The organism is Citrobacter sp. MGH 55, from assembly GCF_016906145.1.
Taxonomy (GTDB): domain Bacteria; phylum Pseudomonadota; class Gammaproteobacteria; order Enterobacterales; family Enterobacteriaceae; genus Citrobacter_A; species Citrobacter_A amalonaticus.
This window is the reverse complement of record NZ_CP070239.1, coordinates 3,587,562-3,613,774: the sequence shown is the minus strand read 5'-3', so window position 1 is coordinate 3,613,774 and position 26,213 is coordinate 3,587,562. Positions and strand designations below refer to the sequence as shown.

General features: G+C 53.9%; 23 protein-coding genes. 13 read left to right on the top strand and 10 right to left on the bottom strand.

Annotated features, from left to right (window positions below; translation table 11 throughout):
- Nucleotides 1-124 precede the first annotated feature (124 nt).
- The 12 genes from sapA (at nt 125) to osmB (ending at nt 13,605) form a co-directional block, all read left to right on the top strand.
- Nucleotides 125-1,768, top strand: coding sequence for an ABC transporter substrate-binding protein SapA (sapA, locus tag JTI98_RS14760; RefSeq protein WP_044257738.1), 1,644 nt, complete (start codon nt 125-127; stop codon nt 1,766-1,768).
- Complete coding sequence (gene sapB, locus JTI98_RS14755; RefSeq protein ID WP_043000551.1) at nt 1,765-2,730, top strand: peptide ABC transporter permease SapB; 966 nt, start codon at nt 1,765-1,767, stop codon at nt 2,728-2,730. The genes sapA and sapB overlap by 4 nt, the downstream gene beginning before the upstream one ends.
- Nucleotides 2,717-3,607 (top strand): peptide ABC transporter permease SapC, encoded by an 891-nt coding sequence (gene sapC, locus JTI98_RS14750; RefSeq protein ID WP_043000550.1) that lies wholly within the window; start codon nt 2,717-2,719, stop codon nt 3,605-3,607. The genes sapB and sapC overlap by 14 nt, the downstream gene beginning before the upstream one ends.
- The gene (gene sapD, locus JTI98_RS14745; protein WP_043000549.1) at nt 3,607-4,599 is read left to right on the top strand and encodes a peptide ABC transporter ATP-binding protein SapD; all 993 of its coding nucleotides are present in this window, start codon (nt 3,607-3,609) and stop codon (nt 4,597-4,599) included. The genes sapC and sapD overlap by 1 nt, the downstream gene beginning before the upstream one ends.
- A 1-nt stretch (nt 4,600) precedes the next feature.
- A complete protein-coding gene (sapF, locus tag JTI98_RS14740; protein WP_043000548.1) occupies nt 4,601-5,407 on the top strand; it encodes a peptide ABC transporter ATP-binding protein SapF in 807 nt (268 codons plus the stop codon).
- A gap of 123 nt (nt 5,408-5,530) precedes the next feature.
- Nucleotides 5,531-6,319 carry an enoyl-ACP reductase FabI gene (fabI, locus tag JTI98_RS14735; RefSeq protein ID WP_043000547.1) on the top strand — a complete coding sequence of 263 codons (789 nt, stop codon included), beginning with the start codon at nt 5,531-5,533 and terminating at the stop codon, nt 6,317-6,319.
- A gap of 200 nt (nt 6,320-6,519) precedes the next feature.
- Nucleotides 6,520-7,659: a carboxymuconolactone decarboxylase family protein gene (locus JTI98_RS14730; protein WP_216081425.1), complete on the top strand. Its 1,140-nt coding sequence runs from the start codon at nt 6,520-6,522 to the stop codon at nt 7,657-7,659.
- 89 nt (nt 7,660-7,748) lie between these two features.
- Nucleotides 7,749-9,683, top strand: coding sequence for an exoribonuclease II (locus tag JTI98_RS14725; RefSeq protein WP_216081424.1), 1,935 nt, complete (start codon nt 7,749-7,751; stop codon nt 9,681-9,683).
- Nucleotides 9,684-9,931: 248 nt separating this feature from the next.
- The gene (gene pdeR, locus JTI98_RS14720) at nt 9,932-11,923 is read left to right on the top strand and encodes a cyclic di-GMP phosphodiesterase (protein ID WP_044327773.1); all 1,992 of its coding nucleotides are present in this window, start codon (nt 9,932-9,934) and stop codon (nt 11,921-11,923) included.
- A gap of 182 nt (nt 11,924-12,105) precedes the next feature.
- Entirely contained in the window at nt 12,106-12,288 is a 183-nt protein-coding gene (locus JTI98_RS14715; protein ID WP_044257733.1) for a hypothetical protein, read from the top strand.
- Nucleotides 12,289-12,378: 90 nt separating this feature from the next.
- Nucleotides 12,379-13,128, top strand: a complete 750-nt coding sequence (locus JTI98_RS14710) for a DNA-binding transcriptional regulator YciT (RefSeq protein WP_058588131.1) — start codon at nt 12,379-12,381, stop codon at nt 13,126-13,128.
- Between the two features lie 258 nt (nt 13,129-13,386).
- On the top strand, nt 13,387-13,605 hold the full coding sequence (gene osmB, locus JTI98_RS14705) for an osmotically-inducible lipoprotein OsmB (protein ID WP_042318738.1): 219 nt from the start codon (nt 13,387-13,389) through the stop codon (nt 13,603-13,605).
- A gap of 123 nt (nt 13,606-13,728) precedes the next feature.
- Here the strand turns inward: osmB and yciH are convergent, their stop codons facing one another.
- The 5 genes from yciH to pgpB form a co-directional block, all read right to left on the bottom strand.
- Nucleotides 13,729-14,055 (bottom strand): stress response translation initiation inhibitor YciH, encoded by a 327-nt coding sequence (yciH, locus tag JTI98_RS14700; protein WP_043000542.1) that lies wholly within the window; start codon nt 14,053-14,055, stop codon nt 13,729-13,731.
- Nucleotides 14,055-14,792 (bottom strand): orotidine-5'-phosphate decarboxylase, encoded by a 738-nt coding sequence (pyrF, locus tag JTI98_RS14695; protein WP_043000541.1) that lies wholly within the window; start codon nt 14,790-14,792, stop codon nt 14,055-14,057. Before pyrF ends, yciH begins: the two co-directional genes overlap by 1 nt.
- Before the next feature lie 176 nt (nt 14,793-14,968).
- Nucleotides 14,969-16,138 carry a lipopolysaccharide assembly protein LapB gene (gene lapB, locus JTI98_RS14690; RefSeq protein ID WP_043000540.1) on the bottom strand — a complete coding sequence of 390 codons (1,170 nt, stop codon included), beginning with the start codon at nt 16,136-16,138 and terminating at the stop codon, nt 14,969-14,971.
- 6 nt (nt 16,139-16,144) lie between these two features.
- Nucleotides 16,145-16,453: a LapA family protein gene (locus JTI98_RS14685; protein WP_042318731.1), complete on the bottom strand. Its 309-nt coding sequence runs from the start codon at nt 16,451-16,453 to the stop codon at nt 16,145-16,147.
- Between the two features lie 150 nt (nt 16,454-16,603).
- Nucleotides 16,604-17,368, bottom strand: a complete 765-nt coding sequence (gene pgpB, locus JTI98_RS14680) for a phosphatidylglycerophosphatase B (protein ID WP_216081423.1) — start codon at nt 17,366-17,368, stop codon at nt 16,604-16,606.
- A gap of 196 nt (nt 17,369-17,564) precedes the next feature.
- Between pgpB and ribA the strand changes: the two genes are divergently transcribed.
- Entirely contained in the window at nt 17,565-18,155 is a 591-nt protein-coding gene (ribA, locus tag JTI98_RS14675) for a GTP cyclohydrolase II (protein WP_044257729.1), read from the top strand.
- A 50-nt stretch (nt 18,156-18,205) separates the two neighbouring features.
- Here ribA and acnA read toward each other — a convergent pair whose 3' ends face one another.
- The 5 genes from acnA to topA form a co-directional block, all read right to left on the bottom strand.
- The gene (gene acnA / locus JTI98_RS14670) at nt 18,206-20,881 is read right to left on the bottom strand and encodes an aconitate hydratase AcnA (RefSeq protein WP_044327772.1); all 2,676 of its coding nucleotides are present in this window, start codon (nt 20,879-20,881) and stop codon (nt 18,206-18,208) included.
- Nucleotides 20,882-21,214: 333 nt separating this feature from the next.
- Entirely contained in the window at nt 21,215-21,310 is a 96-nt protein-coding gene (ymiC, locus tag JTI98_RS21245; RefSeq protein WP_230633025.1) for a small membrane protein YmiC, read from the bottom strand.
- A gap of 305 nt (nt 21,311-21,615) precedes the next feature.
- A complete protein-coding gene (locus JTI98_RS14665; protein WP_212807457.1) occupies nt 21,616-21,756 on the bottom strand; it encodes a YmiA family putative membrane protein in 141 nt (46 codons plus the stop codon).
- A gap of 321 nt (nt 21,757-22,077) precedes the next feature.
- Nucleotides 22,078-23,052 (bottom strand): HTH-type transcriptional regulator CysB, encoded by a 975-nt coding sequence (cysB, locus tag JTI98_RS14660; RefSeq protein ID WP_043000536.1) that lies wholly within the window; start codon nt 23,050-23,052, stop codon nt 22,078-22,080.
- 217 nt (nt 23,053-23,269) lie between these two features.
- Entirely contained in the window at nt 23,270-25,867 is a 2,598-nt protein-coding gene (topA, locus tag JTI98_RS14655) for a type I DNA topoisomerase (protein ID WP_043000535.1), read from the bottom strand.
- Nucleotides 25,868-26,213: the final 346 nt, after the last annotated feature.

Here is a 26,213-nt window from a genome sequence, read left to right as displayed (position 1 = left end):
GATCAGATTTAGCGCGTCCCACCCCCTGATTGCGCATATTTACGCCAGTTGCCCGCAGACATTTGTACCTCGCGGGCGATAGTGCGATACACTTTGCAAATCGTACCTAAAAACCTTAAAAATTATGCGCCTGGTTTTATCGTCTCTGATCGTGATGGCTGGACTTCTGAGTGGGCAGGCTACTGCTGCGCCTGAAACCGCCCCGCGTGAAGATATTCGTGACAGCGGCTTTGTCTATTGCGTGAATGGGCAGGTTAACACCTTCAATCCGCAAAAAGTGAGCAGCGGGCTGATAGTCGACACGCTCGCCGCCCAGCTCTATGATCGGCTGCTGGATGTCGATCCCTATACTTATCGTCTGGTCCCGGAACTGGCGGAAAGCTGGGAAGTGCTGGATAACGGCGCCACTTACCGCTTCCATCTGCGCCGCGACGTGGCGTTTCAGAAAACGGACTGGTTTACGCCTACGCGTAAACTGAATGCCGATGACGTGGTTTTTACCTTTCAGCGCATCTTTGATCGCAACCATCCGTGGCATAACGTCAACGGCGGCAATTTCCCCTATTTCGACAGTCTGCAGTTCGCCGATAACGTGCAGAGCGTGCGTAAGCTCGACAGTCACACCGTGGAATTTCGCCTGACGAAACCGGACGCCTCTTTCTTATGGCACCTCGCAACCCACTATGCGTCCGTGATGTCGGCGGAGTATGCTGATCAACTGACAAAACAGGATCGCCAGGAACAGCTTGACCGCCAGCCGGTTGGCACCGGCCCGTTCCAGCTTTCCGAGTATCGCGCCGGACAATACATCCGCCTGCAACGTCATGACAAATTCTGGCGGGGCAAGCCGCTGATGCCGCAGGTGGTGGTGGATCTGGGATCCGGCGGAACCGGACGTTTATCGAAACTGCTTACCGGCGAATGTGACGTGCTGGCCTGGCCCGCCGCCAGCCAGTTGACGATCCTGCGTGACGATCCACGCCTGCGCCTGACCTTGCGTCCGGGGATGAACATCGCCTACCTGGCGTTTAATACCGACAAGCCTCCGCTGAATAATCCGGCGGTTCGCCACGCGCTGGCGCTGTCCATCAATAACCAGCGTCTGATGCAATCTATCTATTACGGCACGGCAGAAACGGCGGCCTCTATTTTACCTCGCGCCTCGTGGGCCTATGATAACGAGGCTAAAATAACAGAATACAATCCGGCCAAATCTCGTGAGCAACTCAAAGCGCTGGGGCTGGAGAATCTGACGCTGCGCCTGTGGGTGCCGACCAGTTCACAGGCGTGGAACCCGAGCCCGCTGAAAACCGCTGAACTTATCCAGGCGGATATGGCGCAGGTTGGGGTGAACGTGGTGATTGTACCGGTTGAAGGTCGTTTCCAGGAGGCGCGGTTGATGGACATGAACCATGATCTGACGTTGTCCGGCTGGGCAACCGACAGTAACGATCCGGACAGTTTCTTCCGCCCGTTGCTCAGCTGCGCGGCCATCAATTCACAGACTAACTTCGCCCACTGGTGCAACCCGGAGTTCGACAACGTGCTGCGCAAAGCGCTCTCTTCTCAGCAGCTTTCTGCGCGTATTGATGCGTATGATGAAGCGCAAAACATTCTCGCTAAAGAGTTGCCCATCCTGCCGCTCGCCTCGTCACTGCGCCTGCAGGCCTATCGGTATGACATTAAAGGCCTGGTGTTGAGCCCATTTGGTAATGCCTCTTTCGCCGGCGTGTCGCGCGAAAAAAACGATGAGGTGAAAAAACCATGATTATCTTCACCTTGCGTCGTTTGCTGTTGCTGATGGTCACGCTGTTTTTTCTGACCTTTATCGGCTTCAGTCTGAGCTATTTTACGCCGCATGCGCCGCTACAAGGCGCATCGTTGTGGAATGCCTGGGTGTTCTGGTTCAATGGCCTCATCCACTGGGACTTTGGCGTCTCCAGCATCAACGGACAGCTTATCACTGAACAGCTCAAAGAGGTGTTCCCGGCCACGATGGAGCTATGCACGCTGGCGTTCGGCTTTGCGCTAATGGTGGGGATTCCGGTGGGTATGCTGGCGGGCATTACCCGCAACAAGTGGCAGGACCGCTTGATCAGCGCCCTCGCCCTGCTCGGATTTTCAATCCCCGTGTTCTGGCTGGCGCTGCTGCTGACCCTTTTCTTTTCCCTGACTCTCGGCTGGCTGCCGGTGTCGGGCCGATTCGATCTGCTTTACGAAGTGAAACCGGTCACCGGTCTGGCTATTGTCGATGCGTGGATCTCTGACTCTCCCTGGCGGGATGAGATGGTGATGAGCGCCGTGCGCCATATGGTGTTGCCGGTGCTGACGCTGGCGGTTGCGCCGACCACAGAAGTGATTCGCCTGATGCGTATCAGTACCATTGAGGTGTTTGATCAGAACTACGTGAAAGCTGCGGCCACGCGCGGTTTGTCACGATTTACGATCCTGCGCCGCCATGTACTGCATAACGCCTTACCGCCGGTGATCCCCCGCCTGGGCCTGCAATTCTCAACGATGCTGACGCTGGCAATGATCACCGAGATGGTCTTTAGCTGGCCTGGTCTCGGTCGTTGGTTGATTAACGCCATCCGTCAGCAGGACTACGCAGCGATATCCGCAGGCGTGATGGTCATTGGTTCGCTGGTCATCATCGTCAACGTGATTTCCGATATTTTGGGTGCTATGGCTAACCCTCTGAAACATAAGGAATGGTATGCCTTACGATAGCGTTTATAGCGAAAAGCGCCCGCCAGGTACGCTGCGCACCGCATGGCGCAAATTTTATGGCGATACTACAGCAATGGTTGGCTTGTACGGCTGTGCAGGGCTGGTGGTACTGTGCCTGTTCGGCAACTGGTTTGCGCCGTATGGCATCGATCAGCAGTTCCTTGGCTATCAGTTGCTGCCGCCCTCCTGGTCACGCTATGGCGAAGTCTCTTTCTTCCTCGGTACTGACGATCTGGGACGCGACGTCCTGAGCCGACTGCTCAGCGGCGCAGCCCCCACCGTGGGCGGCGCGTTTGTCGTTACGCTCGCCGCAACGCTGTGCGGGCTGTTTCTCGGCGTGGTCGCCGGAGCAACGCACGGTCTGCGTTCTGCCGTGCTGAATCATATTCTCGATACGCTGCTGTCGATTCCGTCTCTGCTGCTGGCGATTATCGTTGTCGCCTTCGCCGGGCCGCATTTAACCCATGCCATGTTTGCCGTCTGGTTGGCGCTGTTGCCACGCATGGTCCGTTCGGTCTACAGCATGGTGCATGACGAACTGGAAAAAGAGTACGTCATCGCGGCGCGTCTTGATGGCGCCTCGACGCTGAACATCCTCTGGTTCGCCATATTGCCCAACATTACCGCAGGACTGATCACCGAAATCACCCGCGCGCTGTCGATGGCGATACTGGATATTGCCGCGCTCGGTTTTCTCGATCTTGGCGCGCAGCTCCCCTCTCCCGAATGGGGTGCGATGCTGGGCGATGCGCTGGAGCTGATTTACGTTGCGCCGTGGACGGTGATGCTGCCCGGTGCGGCCATCATGATCAGCGTCCTGCTGGTCAACCTGCTGGGTGACGGTGTTCGCCGCGCTATCATTGCGGGGGTGGAATAATGCCATTACTGGATATCCGCAACCTGACCATTGAATTTAAGGCCGGTGAAGAGTGGGTCAAAGCCGTCGACCGCGTCAGCATGACCTTAAGCGAAGGGGAAATTCGTGGGTTGGTGGGTGAATCCGGCTCCGGTAAGAGCCTGATTGCCAAAGCCATCTGCGGCGTTGCCAAAGATAACTGGCGCGTCACCGCCGACCGGATGCGTTTTGACGATATCGACCTGCTGCGCCTTTCGCCGCGTGAGCGACGTAAACTGGTGGGACATAACGTTTCGATGATTTTCCAGGAGCCGCAGTCGTGTCTGGATCCGTCCGAGCGCGTGGGTCGCCAGTTGATGCAAAACATTCCAGCATGGACGTACAAAGGCCGCTGGTGGCAGCGTATTGGCTGGCGGAAACGTCGCGCCATTGAACTGCTGCACCGCGTGGGGATTAAAGATCATAAAGACGCCATGCGCAGCTTCCCGTATGAACTGACCGACGGTGAATGTCAGAAAGTCATGATTGCCATTGCGCTGGCGAATCAACCGCGACTGTTGATTGCGGATGAGCCGACCAACGCGATGGAGCCGACCACTCAGGCGCAGATCTTCCGCCTGCTGACGCGCCTGAATCAGAACAGCAATACTACCATTTTGCTGATCAGCCATGACCTGCAGATGCTCAGCCAGTGGGCGGATAAGATTAACGTGTTGTACTGTGGTCAGACGGTGGAAACCGCGCCGAGTAAAGAGCTGGTGACGACGCCCCATCACCCATACACCCAGGCGCTGATCCGCGCTATTCCTGACTTTGGTAGCGCCATGCCGCACAAAAGTCGTCTGAACACCATGCCCGGAGCCATCCCTTTGCTGGAACAATTGCCCATCGGTTGCCGTCTTGGGCCACGCTGTCCTTACGCACAGCGCGAATGTATAGAAACGCCGCGTCTGACCGGAGCGAAAAATCATCTCTACGCCTGTCATTTCCCCCTCAACATGGAGAGAGAGTGAGATGGTTGAGACCTTACTTGAAGTCCGCAATCTGAGTAAAACCTTCCGCTACCGGACAGGCTGGTTTCGCCGTCAGACCGTAGAAGCCGTAAAACCGCTGAGCTTTACCCTCCGTGAGCGACAGACGCTGGCCATCATCGGCGAGAACGGTTCCGGCAAATCCACGCTGGCCAAAATGCTGGCAGGAATGGTTGAACCAACCAGCGGCGAGTTACTGATTGACGATCATCCGCTCGAATTTGGTGATTATTCGTTTCGCAGTCAGCGCATTCGCATGATTTTCCAGGACCCGTCGACCTCGTTGAACCCGCGTCAGCGTATTTCGCAAATCCTCGATTTTCCGTTGCGCCTGAATACCGACCTTGAGCCGGAACAGCGACGCAAGCAGATTATTGAGACCATGCGGATGGTAGGACTGCTGCCCGATCATGTCAGCTATTATCCGCATATGCTGGCGCCAGGACAAAAACAGCGTCTGGGACTCGCCCGCGCGATGATACTGCGCCCGAAAGTCATTATTGCCGATGAAGCGCTGGCGTCGCTCGATATGTCGATGCGCTCGCAGTTAATCAACCTGATGCTGGAATTGCAGGAGAAACAGGGTATCTCTTATATCTACGTCACCCAGCATCTTGGCATGATGAAACACATTAGCGATCAGGTTCTGGTGATGCATCAGGGGGAAGTCGTCGAACGCGGCAGTACCGCCGATGTACTGGCCTCTCCGCTGCATGAACTGACAAAACGATTAATCGCCGGTCATTTTGGCGAAGCGCTAACGGCCGATGCCTGGCGAAAAGACCGTTAACCGCTCTCCGGTTGTGGTCGGACTCGATCGCCCGATGTCACATGTTAGAATGACCGCGCTTTAACGGCATCTGGCCCCCTAACCGAGGCCGGTCGCCACAACATTCACATAAGGATTTAAGCTATGGGTTTTCTTTCCGGTAAGCGTATTCTGGTGACCGGTCTTGCCAGCAAACTGTCCATCGCCTGGGGTATCGCTCAGGCGATGCACCGCGAAGGTGCGGAACTGGCATTCACCTACCAGAACGATAAACTGAAAGGCCGTGTGGAAGAATTTGCTGCTCAACTGGGTTCAGACATCGTTCTGCAATGCGATGTTGCAGAAGATGAAAGCATCGACACCCTGTTCGCAGAGCTGGCCAAAGCCTGGCCGAAATTTGACGGTTTCGTTCATTCGATCGGTTTTGCCCCTGGCGATCAGCTGGACGGCGACTACGTGAACGCGGTCACCCGCGAAGGCTTTAAAATCGCTCACGACATCAGCTCCTACAGCTTTGTGGCAATGGCGAAAGCCTGCCGTTCTATGCTGAATCCGGGTTCTGCCCTGCTGACACTTTCCTATCTGGGCGCTGAGCGCGCGATCCCGAACTACAACGTAATGGGTCTGGCAAAAGCGTCTCTGGAAGCGAACGTTCGGTATATGGCGAACGCGATGGGTCCGGAAGGTGTACGTGTTAACGCCATCTCTGCCGGTCCGATCCGGACTCTGGCCGCCTCCGGCATCAAAGATTTCCGTAAAATGCTGGCGCATTGCGAAGCGGTGACCCCGATTCGTCGTACCGTGACTATTGAAGATGTGGGCAACTCAGCAGCCTTCCTGTGCTCCGATCTGTCCGGCGGTATCTCTGGCGAAGTGGTTCACGTTGACGGCGGATTCAGTATCGCTGCAATGAACGAACTGGAACTGAAATAATCGTGCCGGCTTCCCCCGTGGGCGGCGCCCTGCCGCCCATGCTCTTAACTCTTCCCAGCAATATAGCTTTTTGATCTTTGTTATCACGCAACAATCTTTCATCCCTTCCCCCGCTTACGCCAGGATAAAGCAGCGAGAACGATCCGGCGTGATTCGACGACGACGTGTCCGGGTCGCCACATACAGACCAAGGAACGCCCATGGAACAACGCCGATTCAACGGCAAAAGCCACTGGTATCATGAAACCCAGTCCAGCACCGGTCCGCAGGACGTGTTGCCGCTGGTGCCCGAAGCCGCACACGTTGAAGACCGCTTTCTGTTGGATTTGGTGATCCCTGAAGATGCGCTTTTACCCTTTCAGTCCTGGCTGCAACCGGCCCGCCAGCTTGCTCATGAACTGTTCCCTGACACCGTTTTATTGAACCGCCTACATACCTTCAGCGCCTATGAACGCATGAGTACCGCGTTGACGGTCGCCCAGGTGTATGGTGTTCAGCGGCTTTGCAACCACTATGCCGCCCGTTTGACGCCGCTTCCCGGCCCGGATTCGTCGCGTGAAAGTAATCACCGGCTGGCACAGATTACTCAGTACGCGCGCCAGCTCGCCAGTTCACCCTCAGTGATTGATAACCGCGCGCGCCAGCATTTATGCGATGTTGGCCTTTCTGCGTGGGATATCGCATTGATGAACCAAATCATCGGCTATGTCGGTTTTCAGGCGCGTGTCGTCGCTACGTTTCAGGCATGGCTGGGGCAACCGGTACGCTGGGTGCCAGGTCTGGACACGCAATCATTCGCCGACGTATCCCTGTTTCAGCAACCCGATGCCACCTGGCATTCGGCGCACGAGCAGGTCGAACTGCGCTACGCAACGGCGGAACAGTTGGAGTGTCTGTCGTGTTATCAGCCAATCGCCGCCCTTCAGCCCATCGCTCCTAATCTGGTTCATCAACCGACGCTGCTTACGCTGCTCGGTACCCTGCTTAAAAGCACATTGTCCATTGAGTCCCCCGCGCACAATTTCACCACACTACTGACATCGCGAATTAACGGCAGTGCAAGCTGCTTTAACCAGCAGGCGACGTCAGTGGAAATCGCCGACTTACTGCGCCAGAGCGAACACGAAATAGAACGCCGGGAACAACAGCAGCCGGTTGAGCGCCCGCTGTTCCAGGCGATACAATTGTTGACGCGTGCCCCCGATCGTTTTAGTGCCGCGCAGTTCAACCCGTTCAGCGAGTCCTGTACCTCCGTTGAACAGGCAATCAACCTGCTGGCCTGGTCGGGGTTATGCGGATGGCTGAATCGTCTGAAAATCGCGCTGGGCGAGACACATTAACCCTTTCATTGCCATAAAGAGCGCTTGCCGCATCAGGTACTTTCGCGTAAAACTGTCAGCCGCTCTTATGGCCACGAAAATAGACAAATATGTTTCAGGACAACCCGCTGCTAGCGCAGCTTAAACAGCAACTGCATTCCCAGACGCCACGTGCTGAAGGGGTGGTAAAAGCCACGGAAAAAGGCTTTGGCTTCCTGGAAGTCGATGCGCAAAAAAGTTATTTCATTCCACCGCCGCAGATGAAAAAAGTGATGCATGGCGACCGTATCATCGCCGTCATCCACACTGAAAAAGATCGCGAATCTGCGGAGCCGGAAGAGCTGGTTGAGCCGTTCCTGACCCGCTTTGTCGGTAAAGTACAGGGTAAGAACGATCGCCTGTCCATCGTGCCGGATCACCCGCTGTTGAAAGACGCCATTCCCTGCCGCGCCGCTCGCGGTGTGGAGCATGAATTTAAAGAGGGTGACTGGGCCGTTGCTGAAATGCGCCGTCATCCGCTCAAAGGCGATCGCACCTTCTTCGCCGAATTAACCCAGTTCATCACGTTTGCCGACGACCACTTCGTCCCCTGGTGGGTCACCCTGGCGCGGCATAATCTTGAAAAAGAAGCGCCGGATGGCGTAGCGACGGAAATGCTGGATGAAGGGCTGGAACGTCAGGATCTGACGGCGCTGAATTTCGTTACTATCGATAGCGCCAGCACGGAAGATATGGACGATGCGCTGTATGCCGAAGAACTGGCTGACGGCAAATTGCAACTGACCGTGGCGATTGCCGATCCTACCGCCTGGATCGCCGAAGGCAGCAAACTGGATAACGCCGCGAAAATCCGGGCGTTCACTAACTATCTGCCGGGCTTCAACATTCCAATGTTGCCACGCGAACTGTCTGACGACCTCTGCTCGCTGCGCGCCAATGAAGTGCGCCCGGTGCTCGCCTGTCGCATGACCATTGCCGCTGATGGCACCATTGAAAATGACATCACGTTCTTCGCTGCCACCATTGAGTCAAAAGCAAAACTGGCTTATGACAACGTCTCTGACTGGCTGGAAAACAGCGGTCGCTGGCAGCCTGAAAGTGAAGACATCGCCCGGCAGATCCGACTGCTACAGCGTATCTGCCTGAGCCGTGGTGAGTGGCGTCATCAGCATGCGCTGGTGTTTAAAGATCGCCCAGACTACCGCTTCATTCTCGGCGAAAAAGGTGAAGTGCTCGATATCGTCGCAGAACCGCGTCGCATCGCGAACCGGATTGTCGAGGAATCCATGATTGCGGCCAACATCTGCGCCGCACGCGTGCTGCGCGACAAACTCGGCTTTGGCATTTACAACGTTCACCTGGGCTTTGACCCGGCCAATGCCGATGCGCTGGCCGCGCTGCTGCAATCTCACGGAATGCATGTGAACGCCGAAGAAGTATTAACTCTGGAAGGCTTCTGCAAGCTGCGTCGTGAACTGGATGCGCAACCGTCGGGTTTCCTCGACAGCCGTATTCGTCGCTTCCAGTCTTTTGCGGAAATCAGCATTGAGCCGGGTCCGCACTACGGGCTGGGTCTGGAGGCTTACGCCACCTGGACTTCACCGATTCGTAAGTATGGCGATATGATCAACCATCGCCTGCTGAAAGCCGTCATCAAAGGTGAAACCATTAACCGTCCGCAGGAAGAGATCACCGTACAGATGGCTGAGCGTCGTCGCCTGAACCGCATGGCGGAACGCGATGTTGGCGACTGGTTATATGCCCGCTTCCTGAGTGATAAAGCGGGCACGGATACGCGCTTCTCGGCGGAAATCACTGATGTCAGCCGTGGCGGGATGCGTGTACGTCTGGTGGATAACGGCGCGGTAGCCTTTATCCCTGCGCCATTCCTGCATGCGGTGCGCGATGAACTGGTTTGCAGCCAGGAGAGCGGCACCATCCAGATCAAAGGTGAAACCGTCTATAAAGTGACGGATGTGATTGATGTCACCATCGCCGAAGTGCGGATGGAAACCCGCAGCATCATCGCCCGTCCTGCCGCCTGACGACCTGCCCAGTAACGGCCTTTTCTTTTCAGGAAAGGCCGTTTTCTTTCCCCCAAATCGCCATTCTCTCACTACACTCTGACTGTCAGCCGGATATATTTTCTACAGCGCCTATGCTTTTTCCCGGTTCTGAATTACAAATAAATACATAAACAAAACAAGATGTTCAGCTACCGTAATTTTTAATTAACGCTGGCTAATCCCTTCCATTCAGGGTTGTTTGTGCTTTAAGCGGGAGGGTGTTCATGATGAAAGACAGTCTGGAGTCCACAACGTTGTATAGCTTTTTGGGTACTCACGCGCCTTACTGGCGTTTGTCAGAAGATTCCAACACCCTGCATTTGTCCGTCACCGAAGCGACCGACCGAGTGGAGAGCGTTGAGCTTGCGCCCGAGCAAGCCGAACGGATCCGTGAAATGACCGTCATCACCTCCGGTCTAATGATGACACTCCCCTTTGAAGACAACGATGTCCCGGTGCACCTGGTAGGCCGCAAAATTAACAAACATGAATGGGCTGGCAGTGCGTCGGCCTGGCACGACACCCCTTCTGTTGCGCGTGACCTGGTCAAGGGACTCTCATTTGCTGAACAGGTAGTGACAGAAGCCAACTCGGCGATTGTGATCCTCGACAGTCGGGGTAACATTCAGCGCTTCAATCGACTGTGTGAAGAGTACACCGGCTTGAAAGAGCAGGAAGTGATTGGACAGAGCGTCTTTAAACTCTTCATGAGCCGTCGGGAAGCCGCCGCTTCGCGTCGCAACATCAGCGGCTTCTTTCGCAACGGCAATTCGTATGAAATGGAACGCTGGGTAAAGACCCGCAAGGGACAGCGTCTGTTTCTGTTTCGCAATAAATTTGTCCACAGCGGCAGCGGTAAAAACGAAATCTACCTGATCTGTTCCGGTACGGACATCACGGAAGAACGACGTGCGCAGGAAAGGTTGCGCGTGCTGGCGAATACCGACACGATTACCGGGTTGCCAAACCGCAACGCTATCCATGAACTGATCAACGAGGCCATCGAACAGGCTGGCGACAGTCAGGTGGGTATTGTTTATCTCGACCTGGATAACTTCAAGAAGGTGAACGATGCCTATGGTCATATGTTTGGCGATCAGCTTTTGCAGGCGGTATCGTTAGCCCTCCTGAGCTGTCTGGAAGAGAATCAACTGCTGGCACGTCTCGGCGGTGACGAGTTTATTGTGCTTGCCAGCCAGACGTCTCAGAGCTCGCTTGAGGCGGTCGCCTCGCGGATCCTCACCCGATTGCGCCAGCCCTTTCGTATCGGCCTCATAGAAGTCTATACCGGCTGTTCTGTCGGTATCGCGATGGCACCTCAGCACGGCGAGGACAGCAGCAACCTGATCCGCAATGCGGATACTGCAATGTACACCGCCAAAGAAGGCGGACGTGGTCAGTTCTGCGTCTTCTCGCCAGAAATGAACGAGCGGGTATTCGAATACCTGTGGCTGGACACCAACCTGCGCAAAGCGCTGGAAAACGATCAGTTACTGATTCACTATCAGCCGAAAGTGACCTGGCGAGGTGAAGTCCGCGGCCTTGAGGCGCTGGTGCGTTGGCAGTCCCCTGAACGTGGGCTTATCCCTCCGCTGGAGTTCATCTCATACGCTGAAGAGTCCGGGCTGATTGTGCCGCTCGGCCGCTGGGTGATCCTCGATGTTATACGCCAGGTCGCGAAATGGCGGGATAAAGGCATAAACCTGCGCGTGGCGGTTAACATCTCTGCCCGGCAACTGGCTGATCAAACGATTTTCACCGATCTGAAGCGCGTATTGCGCGAGCTCAATTTCGAATATTGCCCTATTGATGTCGAGCTGACGGAGCGTTGCCTGATTGAGAACGAAGAACTTGCGCTATCCGTCATTCAGCAGTTTAGCCAGCTTGGCGCTCAGGTGCACCTGGATGACTTTGGTACCGGTTATTCCTCGCTTTCGCAACTGACGCGTTTCCCAATTGATGCCATTAAGCTGGATCAGATTTTTGTCCGCGACATTCACAAAAAGTCGGTGTCACAATCGATGGTGCGCGCGATCGTCGCCGTGGCACAGGCTTTGAATCTCCAGGTGATTGCCGAAGGTGTGGAGAGCGCCAAAGAGGATGCTTTTCTGACGAAAAACGGCGTCAATGAGCGACAAGGTTTTTTATTTGCCAAACCGATGCCTGCCGTTGCGTTTGAGCGCTGGTACAAACGTTACCTCAACAAGAAAAAGCGCTAAGACAGCAATATGATCATCCGGGCGAAACGGGAAGTTTCGCTTTTCGCCCTATTCATATCTGTCTGTAATCGCGGAATATATAATATTCCCCAAAGGTTCAGGTCTGGCTGAATTTTCCCTTCTCTTTTGCCGCCATTTTTTGCATCATTAAATTCTTTCATACTTTGACCAAGGATCCCCCCATGTCTGATATCGATGCTAAACGGGTTGCCGAGCGTATTGATACCGTGCTTGATATCCTGGTGGCCGGTGATGTCCACTCCGCCATCCATAATCTCGAAATTCTGAAGGCGGAATTGTTGAGTAAGGTGCAGGATGACGCCATATCAGCGGCGAACAAGCCCCGGGCACCGTGGGAGATCTAAATTTTTCGCGCGCGGCTTGTGTCGCCTGGATGCCACACCGCCGCATGTGTTTAATCTCGCGGTATCATTACCGCTATAAAAACTAACGCTATGAACTCCCGACAACAAAAAATTTTGCAAATGGTCATTGATAAAGGCCAGATGAGCGTCTCTGAACTGGCCAAAATCACTGGCGTTTCTGAAGTTACCATTCGACAGGATCTGAATACCCTCGAGAAGCAGAGCTTTCTGCGCCGCGCGCACGGTTTCGCCGTTTCGCTGGATAGCGAAGATGTGGAAACCAGGATGATGACCAACTACACCCTGAAGCGTCAGCTTGCCGAGTTTGCGGCGTCGCTGGTCAGCCCTGGCGAGTCGGTATTCATTGAAAATGGCAGTAGCAATGCCCTGCTGGCAAGAACGCTGGCGGAACAAAAGGACGTCACCATCATCACGGTCAGCAGTTACATTGCGCACCTGCTAAAAGAGACGCCCTGCGAAGTGATCCTGCTTGGCGGTATTTATCAGAAAAAAAGCGAAAGCATGGTGGGACCGCTGACTCGCCAGTTTATTCAGCAGGTCCACTTCAGTAAGGCGTTTATCGGCATTGATGGCTGGCAGACCGAAACGGGATTCACGGGGCGCGACATGATGCGTGCTGATGTGGTCAATGCCGTGCTGGAGAAAGGTTCGGAAGCCATTGTCCTGACCGACAGTTCAAAATTCGGCGCGGTCCATCCCTACACCCTTGGCCCTATCGAGCGGTTTAGCCGTGTGATCACCGATGCCAGAATTAGCGCCAGTGACCGGGAGCTGATGGAACAGCGTGGTCTGACCGTTAATATCGTCGACGCTGAGTAAAATATCCGCAAATGATTTGCTCATCGCAGATCATTTGCGCTCTGAGACTATTCTGACTCCCGAATTAAGACTATTTACCTGTTGTTCACAGGCGAAAGTCGTAAAATTACTATTAGCGATATAACAGGAAGTGACTATCACCTGCGTGATATTACCCTGCGCACTAAGGTTTCACGGATGCCCTCTTTAATGACCGATATTTTAACTATAGTTAAAGAGAGCTTACTTCCGTGAATCGTTAATTCAGGAGAAAGTATTATGTTTGTAACGAGCAAAAAAATGACCGCCGCCGTGCTGGCGATTGCCCTGGCAATGTCCCTGAGCGCCTGTTCTAACTGGTCTAAACGTGATCGTAACACCGCTATTGGTGCGGGTGCGGGTGCATTAGGTGGCGCTGTCTTAACGGATGGTAGCACACTGGGTACGCTGGGTGGTGCCGCTGTCGGTGGTATTATCGGCCACCAGGTAGGTAAATAATCGTAAATAATCTACGGTTGTCCGGCTCGATATAATAATACGATTATTTTTTTCTGGTCTGCACTACACAGTTTATTTAGCGGTAACAATAAAAGCCACGATATTTATATCGTGGCTTTTTCGTTAACCGCCTGCCAGTTTCACTTTCAGGCCGCGAGCTTCCAGTAGTGACTTAATTAAATCGCGCTTATCGCCCTGAATTTCAATTACGCCATCTTTGACAGCCCCACCGCAGCCACATTTTTTCTTTAGTTCCGCAGCCAGTTTGCTGAGTTCGCCGTCATCCAGATCAATACCAGTAATCAGGCACACGCCTTTCCCCTTGCGCCCGCTGGTCTGGCGCTGGATACGGACAATCCCGTCGCCCTTAGGGCGTTCGGGCGCGGCTTTAGGTTCATCAATCCGCCCACTCTCCGTCGAATAAACCAGACGGCTGTTGGAATCGCTCATTACGCCTCCCGCTTCAGTGACGCATTGATGGCCTTCAGCGTCTGCGCCGGATCGTCAGACTGCGTCACCGGACGGCCAATGACCATATAATCAACACCCGCCGCCAGTGCCTGCTCAGGGGTCATAATCCGCCGCTGATCGCCAGCGGCGCTGCCCTGCGGTCGGATACCCGGGGTAACCAGTTTGAAATCACGGCCAAATGCCTGCTTAAAGCGCACCGCTTCCTGAGCCGAACAGACCACACCATCCAGACCACATTTTTGCGTCAATGCCGCCAGGCGCTCGGCGTGCTCAGCAGGTGACAGTGTCACGCCGATATCCGCCAGATCGCTGGCTTCCATACTGGTCAACACGGTGACCGCGATTAACAGCGGCGCATCTTTACCAAACGGCACCAGCGCTTCACGGGCGGCGGTCATCATTCTCGCCCCACCCGACGCATGGACATTGACCATCCAGACGCCAAGATCCGCTGCGGCAGCCACCGCATGAGCGGCGGTGTTCGGGATATCATGGAATTTCAGATCCAGAAAGATATCAAAGCCACGCTGCTGGAGATCGCGAACCAGTTGAGGTCCGAACAGCGTGAACATCTCTTTGCCAACTTTCAGACGGCAGTCGCGCGGGTCGATTCGGTCGACAAACGCCAGGGCGCTATCACGGTTATTATAATCGAGAGCAACGACGACGGGAGAATCGGTAGCAGCGCGGGGAGAAGATGAAGCAGTTAACGTCATAACCAGGCCTTCTTGCTAAGGGGGCAAATGGGTAAACGGCGTGCATTCTACCTGTCAGGCGCAAAAATTAACAGACGCGATTACACAACTGACAGGCGATGTGGCGCCGATGCCAACGTGAGGAAGTGGACAAAACCATTAGTATGTTGTAACTAAAGCGGGATTTTTTTTAAAAATTACAATCCATCAAGTCCACGAATTGGCTTAATCGTTGACCAGGCACGGCAGGATGGACAGTGCCAGTACAGGGTATACGCGGTAAAACCGCATTTAGAGCAGCGGTAGCGCGGCTTGCTACGCACCTGCTCGCCCACCATATCACGCAGCACCATCAGGCTCTCTTTTGCACGGCCCTCTTCGGCTTCGTTAAGGTGATAATCCATCAGCTTATGGAATACGCGCATCGTCGGATGACGCTGGAGCTGACGGGTAATATACACCTGCGCGGTCTCCGTCCCTTCGCGCGCTTCGAGAATATCGGCCAGCATCAGTTCTGCGGCCGCGCCGGTATTTTCTTCTACCGCACGGCGCAGGAATTCCGCCCATTCATCATTTTTACCTAGCTGTTGATAGCAGGTCTGGAGCATTTCCAGCGTTTCGCTGACCAGTTCTTTATCCTGGGAAATCACCCGCTGGAGACATTCAACGGCCTTCGCGTAATCGCCCTTCGCCATCCAGACGCGGCCCATCATGATAGAAACCCTGGCGCTATTTTTATCCGCCGCGGCCCCTTTTTTCAGCAGTGCCATGGCGCGATCCATATCGTCGCTGCCCATCTGTTGCAACGCCAGTTCGCAGTAAAAATGGGCGATTTCGATACGCTGTTTATCTTTACCCAGTTTGACCAGTCGCTCGGCAACCTCAATGGCCTTCTGCCAGTCACTGGTCGCTTGATAGATCTGCAACAGTTGCTGCAACGCGCCTACGCGAAACTCCGTTTCATCAGTAAGCTGATTAAACATATCCTCCGCCCGGTCATACAGCCCGGCGGCCATGTAATCACGGCCTAACTGCTGAACCGCCAGCAGCCGCTGTTCATAGGTCAGCGAGGCGCTTTCCATAAGAGTCTGGTGAATACGGATGGCGCGGTCGACTTCGCCGCGAGAGCGGAACAGGTTTCCGAGGGTGAGATGAGCCTCAACGGTGCCGGTATCCTCTTTCAACATATCGAGGAACAGATCCACCGCTTTATCTTGTTGGTTGCTCAGGAGGAAGTTAACCCCCGCGACGTAATCGCGGGACAGGCGGTTAGCTTCATCCTGTTTTGTTTGTTGCGCACTTCTGCGACCCATATACCAGCCATAGGCGGCAGCAACAGGTAAAAGCAGAAACAACAACTCCAGCATAAACGATTATTCCTTCGCGACCGACGTACCAGACGTCACCACAACGTCTGTCGCAGGCGAGAGTTGGTTTTCCAGTCGTTTAATTTTACGTTCAGCACGCACCAGAGAAACACGAACCCGCAGCCAGAAAAGACCGCAGATCAACCAACCAATGGCGAAACCCGCAGCGAACAAAACGGCCAACAAGGTTGAGATACGATACTCGCCTTGAGCCAACAGGTAATTAAAGGTCACCTGTTGATCGTTCTGCGCACCCAATGTTACCGAGATAACAAATATCGCCAACACCAGTAAGAAAATGAGTAAATATTTCACATTACTTCCCGTTATGTGGTTTAAGCGAATAAATCGTGTTCAACTTACCGCATTTAGCCTTTTAAATTACCATTTTCACGGCGTGTGCGAAATGGGAAAGCAGTCAGCTATTGGATGATTTAAGGGTAAACCAGTCAAAATCAACCCTGGTCAGCGGTTTTGCTCACGTTCAGCAATCTCCTGCCTTTCTTCTGGCGGCGGCGTCAAAGACCCGCAGAACCGCTGTGCAAGCCAGGTCGCCAGCGTCACCAGCGCCCATGAAATCAGCGTCGCGACCACCAGATCGCGCGGCCAGTGCATGCCGAGCAGCAAACGACTGCCCATCACGCCCGTCGCCCACACCAGTAAAATGGCAATCGTCACCGTCCGGCGTCGCGGCCACAATAAGCCGACAGCGAGCAGCGCCCAGCTTGCCGCAAACATCGTGTGACCTGACGGAAACGCAAACCCGGTCTCTTTTTGCCAGTGTTGGCGTAAAAAGTGGGGAATAGCCTGCTGGGTGGCAAGTTGCTCCTTCACCAGGTCGCTGCGATCCTTACGTTTTAAAGTGTAGAACTCATCAACCGGGATATGATGCGTTTTTTCCAGCCATATCACGAAAGGACGCGGTTCCTGTACCCGCTCTTTCACCCACGACTTGACGCCCTGACCTAGCAGGATCGCCCCCGCCAGAATAGTAAAAAGCATTACCGCTGCTTTAAGACGAAAGCGCAAACACCAGAAGAACCAGCCACAGAGAATAACATGTGTGATGATACCCCACGGCTGAGTGACCGTTTCGGTTATCCAGTACATCGCTTTTAGCCATCCGGTATCCTGCCCCGGTTGCCAGCTCCAGCCGGACACCCACACGGTAACGGGCATAATCAACAACAATCCCGCGCCAGCCGCAGTACGCTTTGCAATCGACAGCATGAACACCTCTTTAACGGATAAGTGTCACAATCATAACCGAAAAATCCCCTGTTCGGGGAAATTGACAGATTTGTGCCATTCGCAGGATGATTGCGCGGCGGCGATTAGGTGAAGTCCGTCGCCTTATGGCAAAATAAGAAGATAAGCCAACAGGCAACGGCACAACATCGCGTGCCGGCATTATCTGGAGAAACACATGCAGCTTAAACGAGTGGCAGAAGCCAAACTGCCAACCCCATGGGGCGATTTCCTGATGGTGGGATTTGAAGAACTGGCAACCGGACACGATCACGTCGCGTTAGTATATGGTGATATTTCAGGTCAGACGCCGGTTCTGGCCCGTGTCCATTCAGAATGTCTGACGGGCGATGCCTTGTTCAGCCTGCGCTGCGACTGTGGTTTTCAACTGGAAGCCGCCCTGACGCATATCGCGGAAGAAGGACGCGGTATTCTGCTTTATCATCGTCAGGAAGGACGTAACATCGGCCTGCTCAATAAGATTCGCGCCTACGCATTGCAGGACCAGGGCTACGACACCGTAGAGGCCAATCACCAGTTAGGGTTTGCCGCGGATGAGCGCGATTTCACCCTCTGCGCGGATATGTTCAAGCTGCTGGGCGTTGACGAAGTACGTCTGCTCACCAATAACCCGAAGAAAGTTGAGATTCTCACTGAAGCGGGGATCAATATCGTGGAGCGGGTCCCGCTGATTGTGGGCCGTAATCCCAATAATGAACATTATCTGGATACCAAAGCGGCCAAGATGGGTCACTTGTTGAGTAAATAAGCCATGCGTTAAAAAAAGCCTGCATCGTGTCATGCAGGCTTTTTTACGACTTACTTCAGCATGTTACGAATCACGTAATGTAAAATGCCATCGTTCTGGTAGTAAGTTAACTCGGTCGCGGTATCGATGCGGCAACGGCACTGCACCACCTCTTTGTTCCCGTCGGTCCGGGTTAACGTCACCGGCACCGTCGCGCCAGGTTTCAGTTGTTGCAGATCGGCAATATCGATAGTCTCTTCCCCGGTCAGCCCCAGCGTTTTGCGCGTAACACCCTGTGGGAACTCCAGAGGCAGGATCCCCATCCCAATCAGGTTGGAGCGGTGGATACGTTCGAACGACTCCGCAATGACGACACGAATTCCCAGCAATCGCGGCCCTTTCGCCGCCCAGTCACGACTGGAACCCGACCCATACTCTTTACCAGCAATCACCGCCAGCGGGATGTTCTCCTGCTGATACTGCATAGCCGCATCATAGATAGACAACACCTCGGTGCCAGGCAGATGTCGCGTCATGCCGCCTTCCACACCCGGCACCATTTCGTTGCGAATACGGATGTTAGCGAAGGTCCCGCGCATCATCACTTCGTGGTTACCGCGTCGCGAACCGTAGGAGTTGAAGTCTTTGCGCTCCACGCCGTGGTTTTGCAGATAGCGCCCTGCAGGACTGTCAGCTTTAATACTCCCGGCCGGAGAAATGTGGTCAGTGGTCACCGAATCCCCCAACATCGCCAGAATGCGCGCGCCGTGAATATCGGTCACCGGCGATGGCTGCGCCTGCATCTCGTCAAAGAACGGCGACAGGCGAATGTAGGTCGAGTCGTTTTGCCAGCCGTAAGTGTCTGAGCGGTCAACATTGATCGCTTTCCACTCAGGCGTCCCTTCGAACACTTCCGCATATTCTTTGCGGAACATTTCTGAAGAGACCAGATCGACGGCGCGGGCAATTTCCTGCGCCGACGGCCAGATATCTTTCAGATAGACCGGATCGCCTTTGCGATCGTGGCCGAGCGGATCTTTCTCCAGGTTAATGTTCATATTGCCCGCGAGCGCGTAGGCAACGACAAGCGGCGGTGACGCCAGCCAGTTGGTTTTCACCAGCGGGTGAATACGACCTTCAAAGTTACGGTTGCCTGACAGCACCGCGCCTACGGTCAGATCACCCTTCTTAATCGCGGTTTCGATAGGCTCCGGCAGCGGTCCAGAGTTACCGATACAGGTCGTACAGCCATATCCCACCAGGTTAAAGCCCAGTTCATCGAGATACGGTGTCAGTTTCGCCTTTGCCAGATAATCTGACACCACTTTCGACCCTGGCGCCAGCGACGCTTTCACCCACGGCTGACGCTTCAGTCCCAGCGTAACGGCTTTTTTCGCCAGCAAACCAGCCGCCATTAGCACGCTGGGGTTAGAGGTGTTGGTACAGGAGGTAATGGCCGAGATGACCACCGCTCCGTCAGGAAGCTGATATGACTGTCCGTTTAGCACATACTCTACCGGCCGACGGTCTTTCTGCGCAGTGTTCAGTTCCAGTTCGCTGCTGGCGGCAAAGGCTTTCGGCACATCGCCGAGTGCGACGCGATCCTGCGGACGTTTCGGCCCGGCGAGGCTTGCCTCGACATCATTCATATCCAGCGCCAGGGTACTGGTGAAGATCGGTTCATCACCGGCGTTGCGCCACATACCCTGCGCCTTCGCGTATTTCTCCACCAGTTCGATTTGGTCTTCACTGCGTCCGCTCAACCGCATATAGTCCAGCGTCACACCGTCGATCGGAAAGAAACCACAGGTCGCACCATATTCCGGCGACATATTGGCGATGGTGGCCCGGTCAGCCAGCGGTAAGGAATCCAGCCCGTCGCCATAAAATTCGACAAATTTGCCGACTACACCGTGCTTACGCAGCATCTGGGTGACGGTTAACACGAGATCCGTTGCAGTGATCCCCTCACGCAGTTTTCCGGTCAGTTTGAAACCCACCACATCCGGGATCAACATTGAGACAGGTTGCCCCAACATTGCCGCTTCAGCCTCGATACCACCCACGCCCCAGCCCAGAACACCCAGACCGTTAATCATGGTGGTGTGTGAATCTGTGCCGACCAGCGTGTCCGGATAAGCCACCCATTCACCGTCCTGCAATTCGCTCCACACCGCTTTGCCAAGATATTCCAGGTTAACCTGGTGGCAAATACCGGTTCCCGGCGGCACGACGCTGAAGCGACTGAAGGCCTGTTGGCCCCATTTCAGAAACACATAGCGCTCATGGTTACGTTCCATTTCAAGGCGCACGTTCTCTTCGAATGCATCGTCATCGCCAAAATGGTCAACGGTGACGGAGTGGTCGATCACCAGATCCACTGGCGAGAGAGGATTCACTTTCGCCGTATCGCCGCCCAGGCGTTTTACCGCTTCGCGCATTGCGGCGAGGTCCACCACCGCCGGGACGCCGGTAAAGTCCTGCATCAGTACGCGTGCTGGACGGTAGGCAATTTCGCGATCGGCATGGGCATTTTTTAGCCACCCTGCCAGCGCCTGGATATCGTCCTGGGTAACCGAATCGCCGTCCTGCCAGCGCAGCAGGTTTTCCAGTAAGACTTTCAGTGATTTGGGCAGACGGGTGAGATCGCCCAAAGATTTCGCAGCCAGCGGCAGACTGTAATAGTGGTAGGTTTTGTCTTTGGCCTGCAGTGTGTCCTTACTGGCTTCTCGTAGGGTTGACGACATAGCTCCTCCTTAATGACAGGGTTGCGATGCCCTGATTCTCCTCAGGGTGAATATTAAAGATAACACAAACAGAATGTAACGTTTTGATAACAACCCAAATTGATAAAAGAGGAAAAACCGAACGGCGAAGATACAAGTGAGGGCGAGCGCGTGTATGAGAGGGAAGAAAACCTCGCCGTAGCGAGGTTTCAGATTGCTGGCAACCTGTAGATTTGTGTTTATGTCGGGTGGCGGCTAAGGCTTACCTGTTCTACAGACTTTTCGATATCAATGTGTTGCTCAGGCCACATATGAGCCTGCTAAGCGTAGCGCCATCAGGCGGAAGGGTTGAGATTAATTCATCACGATCCAGAACAGTTCAGCCCAAAAGAGCAGAGAGACGGAAAATGCGCCCATCCAGGACCAGTATTTCATATTTGCAGACATCATCGGCTATACCCGTTTTGTTTAATACATTGTGTTGAGACTTTCTCAACGCTTTATTGCTGCGGTGTATAGGTAAAAGCGCACCGTGATAATTTATCGGTACAAAAGAAACGGTAATAAGAATGGTGACGATTATTGTTTCTGTTGATCGTCTTCGTCGAATAACTCAATAAACTTTTGCTGTTGCTGAGTCAGCTTCCAGGATTTGGGAACAGTTTTCACGCACGCGCCTTTTTTCGTTTCTCGTACGGTGTCACCAGAGTGACATGTAGGTAACGACGTCTGTTGTGGGTCGTGAATCTCCATTTTTACCCCCAGGCATTCCAGATCAACAGTGCGATCACAACCCAAAACAGCGCTGAGCCCAGGAAAACCGCAAGCCAGGCTTTGCGTTTCATCTCAGGGTCCCGACGTGGCTCCTGATTTTCAGACGGCATTGCTAACCTCATACAATCGGCATCACTTATCATTTAAGCACCAACAATCGGTACAATTAATCATCAGATGAGACAAATCCTAATGAAACTTTAGTCAAAAATCCAGTGAATTTACGAATCGTTTCCAGTGAATAAATCAATCTTTTGATCGAAAATAAATATTTGAAAAGGGAAATTTGCGAGGCGGGGAATAAGACACTACTTTACGGTCGATTATCCATAATCATCATGTGGACATTATTATTACGCCAGCCTTAATAAAACCAATGGCGATTTAATTAAAACTTTCGGTATCTCCTGCCAACAAAAGATACCGACCGTTTTCTGTGACGATTACTTTTCAGGTAGTTTGATATCTTTAAACATCTCTTCTATTTCTTCGTTCGAGCGCAACGCCACGGCGGTATCCACCACGTCACGCGTCAAATGCGGGGCGAAACGTTGAATGAAATCATACATGTAACTGCGCAGGAACGTGCTGCGACGAAAACCGATCTTTGTCGTGCTGTGGCTGAAGACGTCGTGGGCGTCCACGCGAACCAGATCCGGGTCGGACAGCGGATCGACGGCCATGCTGGCAATCACCCCCACTCCTAAGCCTAAACGCACGTAGGTTTTGATCACATCGGCGTCAGTCGCCGTAAAGACGATACGTGGCGTCAAACCTGCGCGGTTAAACGCGGTATCCAGTTCAGAGCGCCCCGTAAAGCCAAAGGTGTACGTCACCAGTGGATACTGTGCCAGTTCTTCAATGGTCACCGACCCTTTATTGGCCAGCGGATGCTCAGGCGTCACCACAATCGAACGATTCCAGTGATAGCATGGCAACATGACCAGATCGTCATACAGATGCAGCGCTTCCGTGGCAATGGCAAAGTCGGCATTTCCTTTTGAAACCGCTTCAGCGATCTGTGTGGGTGACCCCTGGTGCATATGCAACGACACACGCGGATAGCGCTCGATAAAGCCTTTAATCACATTCGGTAGCGCATAACGCGCCTGGGTATGCGTCGTCGCAATATAGAGAGAGCCTTTATCCGGCCAGGTATGCTCACCGGCAACGGACTTTATCGCATCCACTTTGGAGAGCACTTCGCGCGCAATGCGGATAATCTCCTGACCTGCCGGCGTCACCTGAGTCAGATGCTTACCGCTACGGGCAAAGATCTGGATGCCAAGTTCGTCTTCCAGCATGCGAACCTGCTTACTGATACCCGGTTGCGAGGTATAAAGGCCTTCCGCGGTGGAGGAGACGTTAAGGTTGTGATTCACCACCTCAACAATGTAGCGAAGCTGCTGTAATTTCATGTTAAACCATCCAGATTAGCGCCATCAGGTCATCGTTTCAGAGCAGGCAGTGATGCGCTGCTAATACGATTTAATAATAAAAAAGCCGTTAACTATAACCACTATATCATTAATAAACAGGCTGTATAGCGGTGAGTAAAAAATAATAAGTCCGCTATAAAAACAAAAAAAAGGGCCGCTTACGCGACCCTCTTCAGCACAACTGCACCGTGGGCGGTTACTTCTTGCCTTCGACCCATTTGCCATCAACAAAGAAGGCAGACCAGCCGGTCGCTTTCCCGTCTTTTTCAGCGGCAACATACTGCTGTTTGGTCTTACGGCTAAAACGCACCAGCGTTTTATTGCCTTCCGGATCCTGTTGCGGCGCATCGGCCAGATAACGCAGTTTTTCTGGCAGACGATCGCGGAAGCGGTATAACTCTTCCACCAGCGGTGCGCGCGTCTCACGGGATTTCGGGAAAGTATTGGCGGCCAGGAAGACCCCGGCAGCGCCATCACGCAGCACGAAATACGCATCCGATTTTTCACACGGCAACTCGGGCAGCGGAACCGGATCTTCTTTCGGCGGTGCAACTTCACCGTTACGCAGGATCTTACGGGTGTTTTTACACTCGTCGTTAGTGCATGCCATGTACTTACCGAAACGCCCCATCTTCAGGTGCATCTCAGAGCCACATTTTTCGCACTCGACGATCGGACCGTCATACCCTTTGATACGGAATTCGCCTTCTTCGATCTCGTAGCCGTCGCAGGTCGGGTTATTACCACAAACATGCAGCTTGCGCTTCGGATCGATCAGGTAGCTGTCCATCGCCGTACCGCACTTCTGACAACGACGTTTGGCGCGCAGGGCGTTGGTTTCCGCGTCATCACCTTCCAGCACGTTCAGGACTTCGTTTTCCGGCACCAGGTTAATGGTGGTTTTGCAGCGCTCTTTCGGCGACAACGCATAACCCGAGCAGCCAAGGAACACGCCAGTACTGGCGGTGCGAATTCCCATTTTGCGTCCGCAGGTGGGGCAGTCGATGCTGGTCAACACCATCTGGTTCGGACGCATCCCGCCCTCTTCCGGATCTTTCTCCGCTTTGTCGAGTTGCTGAGTAAAATCACTGAAGAAGTTGTCGAGCACGCCTTTCCATTCGATTTCGTGATTCGCGACCTGGTCGAGGCTGTTTTCCATCTGCGCGGTGAAATCGTAGTTCATCAGCTCGCGGAAATTCTCTTCCAGACGATCGGTGACAATCTCACCCATTTTTTCCGCATAGAAGCGACGGTTTTCCACCCGCACGTAGCCACGATCCTGAATGGTCGAAATGATCGACGCATAGGTCGACGGACGGCCAATTCCGCGTTTTTCCAGCTCTTTCACTAGCGAGGCTTCGCTGAAGCGCGCCGGTGGCTTGGTGAAGTGTTGAGCCGGGATCAGTTCAACCAGAGACAGCGCATCACCTTTATTCACCGCCGGCAGCGTCCGGTCTTCATCACCTTTACGCAACGCGGGCATCACTTTCGTCCAGCCGTCGAAGCGCAGAATACGACCGCGCGCCTTCAGACGAAAATCACCCGCACCCACGGTTAGGGTGGTGGAATCGTACTGCGCCGGGGTCATCTGACAGGCGACAAACTGACGCCAGATCAGCTGATACAGTTTTTGCGCGTCGGCTTCCATATCCTTCAGCGTTTCCGCCAGCACGGAGACGTCGGAAGGACGAATCGCTTCGTGGGCTTCCTGCGAATTTTCTTTGCTGGCGTACTGATTCGGACTTTCCGGCAGATATTTCTTGCCGAAATTGTCGCCGATGTAACCGCGCACCATATTCACGGCATCCTGACTCAGGTTGGTCGAGTCGGTACGCATATAGGTGATGTAGCCCGCTTCGTACAAACGCTGCGCCATCATCATGGTCTTTTTCACGCCAAAACCGAGACGCGTGCTGGCCGCCTGTTGCAGCGTGGAGGTGATAAACGGCGCGCCCGGCTTGCTGCTGGTCGGCTTGTCTTCACGTTCCAGAACGCTGTAGCGCGCTTTCTCCAGCAGGCTTACCGCCGCAAGCGTCTGCTCACGGTTTTCCGGACGAAACGGCTTGTCGTTCTGATGGGTCACCTGCAAAGGCAGCGCATCGCCGGAAGGCGTGGTGGTATTGGCATCAATTTCCCAGAACTCTTCCGGTACAAACGCTTTAATCTCGCGCTCACGCTCAACGACCAGACGCACCGCCACGGACTGAACGCGACCGGCTGACAGACCGCGAGCAATCTTTTTCCACAACAGCGGCGAGACCATATAGCCCACCACGCGATCCATAAAGCGACGTGCCTGCTGAGCGTTAACCCGGTCAATGTTCAGTTCGCCCGGCTTTTCAAACGCCTGACGAATCGCATTCTTGGTAATTTCGTTAAACACCACGCGACTATAACGCGTGTCATCACCCCCGATCACTTCCCGCAGGTGCCATGCAATGGCTTCCCCTTCGCGGTCAAGGTCGGTTGCGAGATAGATGTGGTCGGCCTTTTCAGCCAGTTGTTTCAGTTCAGAGACGACCTTCTCTTTACCGGGCAGCACTTCATAGTGCGCATCCCAGTTGTGCCACGGGTCAACGCCCATACGGTTGACGAGCGCGCCACGTTCATCCTTTTTGGGCTTTTTAGCCGTTTTGGTGGAGGTAGAGTCGGCGCTCTTTTTAGCTGCTGAGCCACTGGTCGGCAAGTCACGGATATGACCGACGCTGGACTTAACCACGTAGTCATTACCCAGATACTTGTTGATCGTTTTGGCTTTTGCCGGGGACTCAACGATGACAAGAGCTTTACCCATATTCACCTTTACCTAAATTGATTCTTCCAGGAATGCGTCGCACGTTGATACACCATCCACTGGCGACGAGCCACGGATATGGTCCCTGCGTCTGCGGATATCAACCCCTTGTACTGACTCTGTACACTAAATAGCCAGGTGACTGAGTTGACAGGTTTTTTCGCACAGAGGCGCTATAGCACGACGGAATTTCGGTCGAATGTCAAGCAAATCTGTTGCCTGGTTGACGAAAGCGTCACACTGTACCTGATAAAATTCGTTACGCAACTTTATTAGCATGCAAAACTAAATCCTGCCAGTCAGCAAAGGTTGACAACCCCTTGTACACACTGAGGGAATATTTGCC

Bases quoted from the DNA above. Each gene is read 5' to 3' on its own strand.
- sapA (WP_044257738.1), top strand. From the start codon at position 125: ATGCGCCTGGTTTTATCGTCTCTGATCGTGATGGCTGGACTTCTGAGT.
- cysB (WP_043000536.1), bottom strand. From the start codon at position 23,052: ATGAAATTACAGCAGCTTCGCTACATTGTTGAGGTGGTGAATCACAAC.
- fabI (WP_043000547.1), top strand. From the start codon at position 5,531: ATGGGTTTTCTTTCCGGTAAGCGTATTCTGGTGACCGGTCTTGCCAGC.
- pdeR (WP_044327773.1), top strand. From the start codon at position 9,932: ATGAAAGACAGTCTGGAGTCCACAACGTTGTATAGCTTTTTGGGTACT.
- sapF (WP_043000548.1), top strand. From the start codon at position 4,601: ATGGTTGAGACCTTACTTGAAGTCCGCAATCTGAGTAAAACCTTCCGC.
- JTI98_RS14730 (WP_216081425.1), top strand. From the start codon at position 6,520: ATGGAACAACGCCGATTCAACGGCAAAAGCCACTGGTATCATGAAACC.
- acnA (WP_044327772.1), bottom strand. From the start codon at position 20,881: ATGTCGTCAACCCTACGAGAAGCCAGTAAGGACACACTGCAGGCCAAA.
- pgpB (WP_216081423.1), bottom strand. From the start codon at position 17,368: ATGCTGTCGATTGCAAAGCGTACTGCGGCTGGCGCGGGATTGTTGTTG.
- osmB (WP_042318738.1), top strand. From the start codon at position 13,387: ATGTTTGTAACGAGCAAAAAAATGACCGCCGCCGTGCTGGCGATTGCC.
- ribA (WP_044257729.1), top strand. From the start codon at position 17,565: ATGCAGCTTAAACGAGTGGCAGAAGCCAAACTGCCAACCCCATGGGGC.
- pyrF (WP_043000541.1), bottom strand. From the start codon at position 14,792: ATGACGTTAACTGCTTCATCTTCTCCCCGCGCTGCTACCGATTCTCCC.
- JTI98_RS14715 (WP_044257733.1), top strand. From the start codon at position 12,106: ATGTCTGATATCGATGCTAAACGGGTTGCCGAGCGTATTGATACCGTG.
- topA (WP_043000535.1), bottom strand. From the start codon at position 25,867: ATGGGTAAAGCTCTTGTCATCGTTGAGTCCCCGGCAAAAGCCAAAACG.
- sapB (WP_043000551.1), top strand. From the start codon at position 1,765: ATGATTATCTTCACCTTGCGTCGTTTGCTGTTGCTGATGGTCACGCTG.
- JTI98_RS14665 (WP_212807457.1), bottom strand. From the start codon at position 21,756: ATGAGGTTAGCAATGCCGTCTGAAAATCAGGAGCCACGTCGGGACCCT.
- lapB (WP_043000540.1), bottom strand. From the start codon at position 16,138: ATGCTGGAGTTGTTGTTTCTGCTTTTACCTGTTGCTGCCGCCTATGGC.
- JTI98_RS14725 (WP_216081424.1), top strand. From the start codon at position 7,749: ATGTTTCAGGACAACCCGCTGCTAGCGCAGCTTAAACAGCAACTGCAT.
- sapD (WP_043000549.1), top strand. From the start codon at position 3,607: ATGCCATTACTGGATATCCGCAACCTGACCATTGAATTTAAGGCCGGT.
- ymiC (WP_230633025.1), bottom strand. From the start codon at position 21,310: ATGATGTCTGCAAATATGAAATACTGGTCCTGGATGGGCGCATTTTCC.
- sapC (WP_043000550.1), top strand. From the start codon at position 2,717: ATGCCTTACGATAGCGTTTATAGCGAAAAGCGCCCGCCAGGTACGCTG.
- JTI98_RS14710 (WP_058588131.1), top strand. From the start codon at position 12,379: ATGAACTCCCGACAACAAAAAATTTTGCAAATGGTCATTGATAAAGGC.
- yciH (WP_043000542.1), bottom strand. From the start codon at position 14,055: ATGAGCGATTCCAACAGCCGTCTGGTTTATTCGACGGAGAGTGGGCGG.